This window comes from Stieleria sp. (assembly GCF_041595215.1).
GTDB classification, from domain to species: Bacteria; Planctomycetota; Planctomycetia; order Pirellulales; family Pirellulaceae; genus Stieleria; species Stieleria magnilauensis.
Window position 1 is genome coordinate 1 of record NZ_JBFHKV010000218.1, and the last position, 9461, is coordinate 9461.

7 protein-coding genes are annotated in these 9461 nt (G+C 60.7%); 1 reads left to right on the forward strand and 6 read right to left on the reverse strand.

All coding sequences use genetic code 11. The features are described from left to right. Nucleotides 1-523 precede the first annotated feature (523 nt). The 4 genes from ABX749_RS10825 to ABX749_RS10840 all read right to left on the reverse strand — a co-directional run bounded on the left by ABX749_RS10825 (nucleotide 524) and on the right by ABX749_RS10840 (nucleotide 5737). Complete coding sequence (locus tag ABX749_RS10825) at nucleotides 524-1789, reverse strand: (Fe-S)-binding protein (protein ID WP_372895990.1); 1266 nt, start codon at nucleotides 1787-1789, stop codon at nucleotides 524-526. Continuing rightward, nucleotides 1786-2955 (reverse strand): FAD-binding protein, encoded by a 1170-nt coding sequence (locus ABX749_RS10830; protein ID WP_372895991.1) that lies wholly within the window; start codon nucleotides 2953-2955, stop codon nucleotides 1786-1788. Before ABX749_RS10830 ends, ABX749_RS10825 begins: the two co-directional genes overlap by 4 nt. Next, the gene (locus ABX749_RS10835; RefSeq protein WP_372895992.1) at nucleotides 2948-4393 is read right to left on the reverse strand and encodes an FAD-binding oxidoreductase; all 1446 of its coding nucleotides are present in this window, start codon (nucleotides 4391-4393) and stop codon (nucleotides 2948-2950) included. Before ABX749_RS10835 ends, ABX749_RS10830 begins: the two co-directional genes overlap by 8 nt. 273 nt (nucleotides 4394-4666) lie before the next feature. Further along, entirely contained in the window at nucleotides 4667-5737 is a 1071-nt protein-coding gene (locus ABX749_RS10840) for an alanine--glyoxylate aminotransferase family protein (protein ID WP_372895993.1), read from the reverse strand. A 160-nt stretch (nucleotides 5738-5897) separates the two neighbouring features. Between ABX749_RS10840 and ABX749_RS10845 the strand changes: the two genes are divergently transcribed. Then, nucleotides 5898-6113 carry a SlyX family protein gene (locus ABX749_RS10845; RefSeq protein WP_372895994.1) on the forward strand — a complete coding sequence of 72 codons (216 nt, stop codon included), beginning with the start codon at nucleotides 5898-5900 and terminating at the stop codon, nucleotides 6111-6113. A gap of 27 nt (nucleotides 6114-6140) precedes the next feature. On the opposite strand, the gene ABX749_RS10850 is transcribed toward ABX749_RS10845, so the two are convergent. After that, nucleotides 6141-8516: a hypothetical protein gene (locus ABX749_RS10850; protein ID WP_372895995.1), complete on the reverse strand. Its 2376-nt coding sequence runs from the start codon at nucleotides 8514-8516 to the stop codon at nucleotides 6141-6143. 320 nt (nucleotides 8517-8836) lie between these two features. After that, nucleotides 8837-9461 (reverse strand): hypothetical protein (locus tag ABX749_RS10855; protein WP_372895996.1); only part of this gene is annotated, 625 nt, incomplete at its 5' end.

The window sequence follows — 9461 nt, forward strand, 5'->3', positions numbered from 1 at the left end:
AGACAGCGCCAAGGAAGGCAGCGGGATCGCCTTGGGCCGGCCGACAGGCGACGTCGGTCTGCAGCTGAGCGACCTGGTCGACGCCCTGGAGGACGATGCCGCGGAAGACGAAACGGCACCCGGCGAGGCAGACGATTTCGAATCGGCCGACGATTGGGCGTAGCGTCGCGCGGGCGCCTGTTGTGTGGGTAGCGGAACGGGTCGGCGGGTGGCTGAATCAGCCGTTTGGCGCGAGCCTGCGGGCTCCAGCACGAGGAGTGGCCCGGGCGCTAACGCGAGCCGGCTGATGTCAAACGATGATCAGCCGTTTGGCGCGTGTCTGCGTGCTCCAGGGTAAGTAGTGGCCCGGACGCTGGCGCGAACCGGCTGATGTCAAACGATGATCAGCGGTTTGGCGCGAGCCTGCGTGTCCCAGCACGAGGAGTGGCCCGGGCGCTAACGCGTGCCGGCTGAATTCACAGGTGCCGTGTGCGATCCGATTCAATCAGCGAGCCGTGAGCGACCTGCGCGACGGGAGGCCGAGTTAGTTCGACTGGTAGGCATCCCGGAGGATTTGCATCGTGTGTCGGGGCCGGATCGGCGACCCTCGGCGGCGCAGGTGGTTGGCGATCTGTGTCAAGCAACCGATGTTGCCCATCGCCACCACGTCCGCTTCAGTCGCCACCACGTTGTCCGCTTTTTGGCGACCGAGCGAGTCGGCGATTTCGGGCTGGTCGATGTTGTAGGTTCCGGCCGAACCGCAACACAGATGCCCGTCGGCGATCTCCACCAACGTCAACCCAGGCACTCGCTCCAATAAACGCCTCGGCTGCGACCGAACCCCTTGGGCATTGGCCAAGTGACAGGCGTCGTGATAAGCGACCGTCTGTGGTGCCGCAGACGCTGGAAACGGTGCAAGCTCACCGAGCCCGGTCAGGTACACCGAGACGTCACAAACCCGTTTGGTAAACTCCACCGCACGGGCTTCATCCGGCGTGCCCTTGAGAATCAAACCGTATTCGTGCAGCCCGCTGCCGCAACCGGCCGCGTTGGTCACGATCGCATCGATGTCGCTGGGAAACGCGTCCAGATTCTGCTTCGCGAATTTTTGTGCTTGCTGCAGATTCCCGACGTGCCACGACAGCGCTCCGCAGCACCCTTGCGCCTTCGGGACGATCACTTCGATCCCATTTCGGTTGAGCACTTCGATCGTCGCCGCGTTGATGTCGGGATCCAACACCGTTTGGGCGCATCCGGCCAACAATGCGACGCGTCCGCGCTGCTCGCCGATCGCCGGGTAGACTTCACGCAGCGGCGCCGCCTGGGGCAGCGATTCGGGCAGCAGATCCAGCATCACACGAATCGGGCTGGGCATCCATCGCGCAAGCGGTTTCACCAATCGCCCGGAGAGGGCTGCCAAGCGGAACCGTTTCGGATAGGGAAGCGTCCACTGGGCAAGCGTGCGTTTAAAACGATCAGCCAGCGTACGCCGACGTTTGGATTCCTGGATCGCTCGAAACGGGCTGATCAAATCTCCATAAGGCACTTCCGAAGGGCAGGCCGGGACGCACGCCAGGCAGCCCAAGCAAGCGTCGATGTGCGGAGCCGCGGTCTCGATCGGCAACGTGCCTTCGAGCACCTCCTTCATCAAAATGATTCGGCCACGGGGGGAATCCGTTTCGCGCCCCAGCTCTTGGTAGGTCGGGCAGGCCGACAAACAAAAACCACAGTGCACACAGGTGCTCACCGCGTCGGCCATCGTCTGGCCCATCGGACCGTGCTGGGACGTTTTGATCTCGTGTCGCATCATTCACCTCCCAGGTTGGGGAAACGCCCTGGCGGGTCCATCGCGTCTTTGATTTTCTGGTCAATCGGGGCAGAGCGTCGGGTGCCCAACATCCAGCGACCGGTTGACTGTTGATCGCCGCGGATGACCAATCCGGTCATCGATGCGTCCGCCAGGAACGCATCGACGTCAGCGAGCGTGTCGTCGGCGACGGCTAGCCAGCCGATGCTGCCGGCAACGCTGGCGTGCAAGGAGACTTTGTCGCGGCGGTCGTCGCACCATGTTGCCAGTCGTTGCATCTGTTGCAACACCATCGGAATCTTGACGATGGAGCGTCGATTGGTTCCGCCAAAGCGAAGCTGCATCAGCGGTGCCCACGACTGGACGGCTTGTTCATCGGTCATCGGTTCGACGGCGTGCGTTTGAAGAGAGCGGCTGATGTCGGTTGCGATCGCATCACAGACGGCTTTGGCAGCACCGATGCGGATCCAGATCGAACGGGACTCGGACCGGTAGTCGATCGCGTCGAGTTCCCATCGGCCTCGCGCCAGCGCTGCGATCAGCCGCGCCGCTTCTTCGTGGTCGGCGGATTGCAGTTGGTAGGTGTGGAATTCAACAGGCCGCGGGAAGACTTTGAAGGTCAATGCGGTGATCGCGCCCAGGCGGCCGCAGCTGCCGACCAACAGTTTCGGAATGTCGAATCCGGCGGCGTTCTTGACGACTTTGCCGCCGGACTGGATCAGGTTTCCATCGCCGGCGACGAATTGGGCGGCCAAGACAAAATCACGCACGCCGCCGTAGCGATGTCGACCGGGACCGCTGAGCCCGGCGGCCAGCGTGCCGGCGATCGTCGCGCCTGCCCCAGCCGTCGCGCCTGCCCCAGCTAATTCCTTGCCATCAGCCGTCGCATCTGTTTCGGCCAAGAACGGATCGAACGGCAGGTACTGGTTTTTCGACGCCAGGGCCGCCTTGATTTCGGCCAGCGTCGTTCCCGCCAGCGCGGTGAACGTGAACTCCGAGGGTTCGTATTCGATGATCCCTGAGAGCGATCGTGTGGTGACCAGTTGAGTCGGCGCAGCGACCGACGAAAGCGCCGGCTTGGTGCGATTGCCGACCACCAGAATCGATTCGCTGTGACGGACCAACTCTTGCAAGGCTGCGATCGTTTCGACGTCGACGAGTTCACTCACGGCTGATCACCCCGGCCTTTTCCAGGGGGTGCAATCCGTGAGACGACAGCGCGGGTGCTTCGGCGCCGGGGAACATTTTCCCGGGGTTGGCGATCGTCTGGGGATCAAACGCGGCTCTCAAGCGGTGCATCAATTCCATCGTGGGTTCGTCGTACATTTTGGGAAGAAACTCGCGTTTCTCCATCCCGACGCCGTGTTCGCCGGTGATCGACCCGCCCATCTGGACACACAGGTCGAGGATTTTTCCGGCCAGTGCTTCGGCACGTTCCAATTCGCCGTCGACCGAATCATCGAACAAAATCAGCGGATGCAAGTTACCGTCACCGGCGTGAAAGACATTGGCCACCCGCAGCCCCGAGTCTTTGGAAAAGCCTTCGATCGCTTCCAAAGCGTCGCCCAAGCGTTTTCGCGGAACGACGCCGTCTTGGACCAGAAAGTCGGGGCTCAGTTTTCCGACCGCGGAGAACGCACTCTTGCGTCCGGCCCAAATCCCGGCGCGTTGCTGGTCGTCGGCGGCGACCACCGTTTCGAACGCGTCGGTCGCGGCGATGATCGATTCGAGTTGCTGCTTTTCGGCTTCGATCTTTTCGCGCGGTCCTTCCAATTCGACGATCAACACGGCGGCGGCCCCCTTGGGGTAACCACACTGGGTGGCGGCTTCGGCCGCTTCGATCGCGAGTGCTTCCATGATTTCCATCGCGCCGGGCAACAGCCCCGAATCGATGACCGCCGAGACCGCGTCGCCGGCCGCACGCAGGGATCGGTATCCGACCAGCACCGTATGAAAACACTCCGGTTGAGGCAGCAGGCGCAGCGTGATTTCCAGCGCGACCCCGAACAGTCCCTCGCTGCCGCAGAACAGCCCCGTGAAATCCGGTCCGACCGATTCCAGGGACTCACCGCCGAACGTGACGATTTCTCCGCTGGCCGTGACCGCACGAATCCCGATCACGTGGTTGGACGTCATGCCATATTTCAGGCAGTGCGCACCGCCGGAATTGAACGCGATGTTGCCGCCGATCGTGCAAATTTTTTGGCTGGACGGATCGGGGGCGTAATACAAGCCGTGACGTGCGGCGGCCGCCGAGACGTGCAGATTGATGACACCGGGCTGGACGACCGCGATCCGATTATCGGGATCGACCTTGATGATCTGCCGCAACCGATTGAGCGAAATCACAATGCCGCCGGCGACGGGCATCGAACCGCCGGAAAGACTGGTGCCGCTGCCACGGGCGACGAAGGGCACCGCATGTTGGTCACACCAACGCACCGTCTGGACGACTTCCGTTTCGTTCTGCGGGATCACCACCGCCAGTGGGCGACAGCGAAACGCGGTCAGCCCGTCGGATTCAAACGCGGCCTGCGACGCATCGTCGTCGCTGAGCCGACCGGGCGGCAGCAGGTCGCGTAGCGTTTGCAGATCGACCGATGGCATGGCAAGCAAACCGTTTGGGAGGGAGGGTGGGGAATCGTTTGTGTTGACGGCGGATCGTTCAGCAGCCAAGGGGCGCGGGTTCCATGCCAGGTAGTTTGATCAAACGGGGTGTTTTTTGTTAGCGGTAGGGCGCGAGCCCTCCGGTCTTTCACGCTGACACCGGACGGCTCGCGCCGTTCCGCTAACAGCTTCGTTGCCCAGGAGCTGACACCGGACGGCTCGCGCCGTTCCGCTAACAGCTTCGTTGCCGAGGAAGCGTGCAATCATCAATGGCTAAAGACACGCTTCCAACGCGGCCAGCAAGGTCAGCACATTCTTTTTGGTGGCCGATTCGCCCATCAATCCGATTCGCCATGCTTTGCCGGCGAACACCCCCAGACCGCCGCCGATTTCGATATCAAACTCATCAAGCAGGCGTCGGCGGATGGCGGCTTCGTCGACGCCCTCGGGGACCGTGACGCAGTTGAGCGTACACAGCGAATGATCCGGGATGTAACTCAGTCCCAACTTTTGCAGCCCATCGCGGAGCAGCTCGTGCATTTCACGGTGGCGTGCGATGCGTGCTTCCAGGCCCTCTTCCAAGACAATCGCCAGGGCCTCGCGGAGCGCGTAGACCATGTTGATCGGCGCGGTGTGGTGATAGGCCCGTCCGCCGCCGCCGGTGTAATAGTTTTTCAACATCGAAACGTCCAAGTACCAGGATTGGGACTTGGTCGATCGCGCTTCGATTCGCTTGATGGCGCGGTCGGAGAACGAGACGGGAGACAACCCGGGTGGACAGGAAAGGCACTTTTGCGTTCCGGAATAGATCGCGTCGATGCCCCACTCGTCGACGCGAAGGTCGTGGCCGCCGAGCGAGGTGACCGCGTCGACGGCGAACAGCATGCCGGCGTCGTGCAACAAGTCACCGACGCCGCTGAGGTCTTGCAGGGCACCGGTGGAGGTTTCGGCGTGGACCACACCCAGCAGTTTGGCCTTGGGGTGGGCCGCAACGGCTTCGGCGAATTGGTCCAGCGTGAACGATTTGCCCCAAGGGATCTCGACGGCATGGACGGTCGCGCCGCAACGTTCCATGTTGTCTTTCATGCGGCCACCGAAAACCCCGTTGATCATCACGATCGCTTCGTCGCCGGGTTCCAGCAGGTTGACCAGAATCGCTTCCATCCCGGCCATTCCCGTCCCGGAGACGGGAAAGGTGAGTGCGTTTTGGGTACGGTAGACCTGTCGAATCATCTCGCAGGTCTCATCCATGTACCCGATGTATTGGGGATCGAGGTGCCCGAGTGTGGGAGCGGAGATCGCTTGCAAAATACGCGCCGGCACGGTGCTGGGGCCGGGCCCCATGAGCAATCGTTGTCGAGGATGAAGTGGAGAGACCATCTTGGATATTGACAGGTTAAGGGCTGGCTGGCAAAGACATGGCTGAGAATTCTACGCGAAACCCGTCTCGGCTTCGACCGCCGAACCCCTTGTCGCGTCACCTTTACTCGGGACACTGCTACCGATGAAAAACGAAATCGAACGAATCACCCACCTGGAGATCCAATTGGCCCACTTGCAGCGTCAATACGACGTGCTCAACGATGTCGTGACCGAACAAGCGATGTTGTTGGATCGCGTCAACAAACGGATCGCCAAGTGGGAGCAGACCGTGGACCGCCTCAAGAATGCCTCCGAACCGACCTCGGATCCGCAGGATGAAAAACCGCCGCACTATTGAACCGCCACACGATTGAAACACACGGGATCATTCGCGGGGTGATCGCAACGCCAAAGCGACTTCGGGGCGAAGTTGGGAGAAGGCTTCGATGCCGTCGATCGACACGTCGGTACCGGTCAAACCGACCGACAACAAACAAGGCGCCTTGGTCAGCTGCAACAACGACCGGTTGTCCAGGTTGCTGTCGCGAAACGAAAAACCGGTGGTCAACGGCAACGTGACTTCGGCGGCGGTGGGCAGTTGGACGTTGCAATCGACGAACGTCAAATTCGTTGAAAGCTGCCCCAGCGTGTTAACGGCTTGCGGCGTGACGGTGGCATGCTGCACCTCCACCCCGTCGATGCTCCAATCGTGATAGGGGCGATCGCAGTTTCCGAAACGCGGCTTGATCAGCGTGACGAAATCCAGGTTCTTGATGCCGCGCAGGGACTTGATCAATTCATCATCGACGACTGCGTTGGTCAACCAGACGCGTTCTAACTGGCCCAGAAGTGCGATTTCTTTGGCAACCGCGCGATGTTGGCAGTCATAGTGCAAGTCGATCAGCCGCGGAAACTTGGCCGCCGCCGTTAGGGCTTCGCCGTCCATGTAGCCGCCTTCGACGTGCAGCGTCCACAGGGTGTCGGTCGCACCGAGCCGAGACAGCGTGTCGCCGTCGACTTCGAACGCCGTGTCCTCTCGCGACGCCAATCCGAGCCATTTGACTTCGTCCAAACACCAACGGTCGATGTTCTTTTCGGAGAACGATTCGTAGGAGATCGCGGCTCGATTGGCCCTCCCCGACCAGGCTTCGCCGAGCAACTCGCGGAGACGGTTGGGAAGATACAAGCCTTCCTCATCGAGGTGCCACAGCCCCATCTCGACGCGTCCGCCGAAGTCGCGGACTTCACTGATCATCCGCTGGCGAACTTGGATCCGCTTGATCCCCTTGCTATAGCCGCCGAAACACAGTGCGGTGCAGGCGGCGGCGAAGAGGACCGTTCGGATGGAAACCTGTTTATCACCGATCAGCATAAACGTCAGCGTGATCCAGATGAGTCCGAACAGTCCGGCAAACATCATCGCCAAACCGTAGGTCGTCCAACCGGGCGGATACGAACTGACGTAGCCGACACAGGCCGTCAACGAAATTCCGCTCAGCCCCATGAAGGTCGGATGCCGACCGAGAAACTGCCGCAGCGCGCGGCCCAGACGCGTCGCTTTGAACCAGATCGCCAGGGTGGCGAAGACCAGCAGCAACCCGATCGAACTGCCGCCGGCGGTCTTGGGTTCAAAGGCGCGGCGCACCACCATCGAGTTTGCGCTGGGGCCGGAGAGTTCGGTCAACACGGCGGCCGGGGCAAACTGGGAGACGACCGCGGTGGGCGGTTTCGAATGTTGCGGGGCGACGACCGGTGCGTCAGAGTAAACCTCGACGTCGCCGAATCGTTCGTCCAGCTCAAAACGAATCCGGGTCCATTGTGATTGCGAACTCCATTTCCTGGCAGTCGTTACCTGTTCGGGGTACCACAATCCGGTCGCCGAATCCATTTGAAAGGCATCGATGTGAATCGTCTTCCGTTCCGGCCACCTGTCGCCGGCCGGTGTCTCGTAATTCTGGCGGAGCGGCAGCAGGAAGCGATCTTTGGCCAGATAGACCTCGCAGTCGGTCATCACGTCCAGGTCTTCGTTGTTGATGCCATACCACTGCACTTTCCAGCACGGATGGCCATCGAGCTGGACTTCTTCGACTTTGGGTTCACCGATCACCGTTTGCGGTGGAAACAAATGGGTCTGGTAATCGTCAATGAGCAACCAGTCGAGATGCCGCGAGTAATAATATTCGACGAGAACGGCGTGCGGTAACCGCGGCGCGCCGTTGCGTTCATAGGCGTTGGCGTTGGCCGACAGCGGGCGGTTGGTGGCACCGTGCAGATACCGGATCCGTCCGACTTGACCGTCATAGGCAAAGATCATCTTCTGCAGGGCCGGTTCTCGACGTTCCGCCCGAAACCGCTCGCCCAGTCGCAGGAAGTCGTCGACGCAACTGTATGCGAGGGTTTGTTTCGACCAGTCGATCGATCGTCCACCCTCGATCGACGGTTCCTCACGCACCGTCTCAAAGACTTCGATCCTGCGTTTCATTCCCCAACCCTGATAGGCTTCACGCACGGCGACGACTTCGCGTTTCAACTGATCCAGTTTGTTCGGTGCGGTGTCGGTTGTCGCCTGCGCCGCGGCCTCGGCTTGGTCGGGACCGGCTTGGTCGGGACTGGCGGACGAGGCTCGTGATGCCACCGCCGCAGCAGGAGCGGTTGGCGAAGCAGAAGTGGTTGGCGAATCAGACGTGGTTGTATCTGCGATCGCGGCAGCGCCGGTCGAGAGCACCAACACCAAACAAGCGATCGGTAAACGTCGCCCCAACGCGAGCAGCGATCGTCGGGCGGGTCGCTCGGCAGACCGTGGCCCCGAATTCGATTCCACGCGTAAAGTGAAGGGTCGGCTGAACATCATGGCTCGCAGGTTGTCTCGTGCACATCGTTCAAAAAGCGGGATAAGGTTCGTACACCATAGCGAATCGGCCAGCGCCGTGGCAAAACAACTGCGGTGGAATCTGTCAAGAATGTGCCAAACCGCATCTGCGGTGGCGTGAAGACGTCGACGCCATGACTGCAAGATGATGCCGTCCCTCTCGCTCGCAAATCACCCACAAGCTTTGCCACCAAAGATCCGTGGAAAATTTTTTACCGAACAAAATCCATCGCCACGTCCGGCTGCATCGCGTGAAACGCTTCTTGTCCAGATCGCGTCACGCTTCCGCTGTGGATGGACAGCCACTCGAGTTTGGGTAGCGCGGAGAACTGCATCAACATCTCATCGGTGAGATTGCATTGATAGAAGCCGATCCCGGTCGTTCCGGGCATATCCGGGGGCTCATTCCGCGACAGGCTCAACTGACAACTCGACAATCCCAGTGCCCCCTGGAACCTTCCCAGCGCGGACAGCGTGCCCGTCTCGATCGTGCCGCCTGAGACATTAACGATCTCCACCGACGGTGTGGCCGAAGTCGCAAAAGCGGACGCAAAAACCGGATCGGTCAGACCGAGGTGATAGAGCTTTGGCAACGCATCGATTTGCTCGATGAAGACGTCATCGACCATGGGGTTGGTCAGATAAAGGTATTCCAGATTTTTGAACTGCTTGATCTGGTTGTCCAATGGGGAGTGATCGCAATCAAACGCCAGCGACTCGATGGCGGAGAACTTCGCCAGCAACTGAAGCCCACGCTGGTCGATGGTTCCACCGTAGACTGCAAAATCGTTCAACTGGCCGCTTCGATCCAGCGCGGCGATCGCATCGGCATCAACG